Genomic DNA, 457 nt, shown 5'->3' with positions numbered 1-457 from the left:
TCTCAGCTTCAGAAAGTGCGTCAACATCAACATCACAGTCTGAATCGAACTCAACTTCAGCATATGAAAGTGCCTCAACATCAATCTCTCAATCAATCTCAAATTACGAGTCAGCTTCAGAGAGTGAGTCAGTATCTGAATCGCAGTCAGTCTCGAACTCAGAGTCAGCCTCAGAGAGTGAGTCAACATCGACATCACAATCCGAATCAAATTCAGTTTCTACTTCAGAAAGTGCCTCAACGTCAGCGTCACAATCCGAATCAAATTCAGTTTCAGCCTCTGAAAGTACTTCAGTAAGTGAATCACAGTCAGTTTCAAACTCAGAATCAGCTTCAACAAGTGCTTCAGTTTCAGAATCACAATCTGTATCAAATTCCGAGTCAGCTTCAACGAGTGAATCAATTTCAGAATCACAATCTGTATCAAATTCTGAATCCGCTTCAGAGAGTGCTTCAGT

General features: G+C 41.1%; 1 pseudogene. It reads left to right on the top strand.

The annotated features are described in order from the left end of the window. Positions 1–457 (top strand): annotated as a pseudogene (locus AX662_RS10670) (hypothetical protein); the annotation flags it as partial.

The sequence above is a fragment of the Streptococcus sp. CCH5-D3 genome, from assembly GCF_001556435.1.
Classification (GTDB): Bacteria; Bacillota; Bacilli; order Lactobacillales; family Streptococcaceae; genus Streptococcus.
This window is presented reverse-complemented; position numbering and strand designations above follow the sequence as displayed.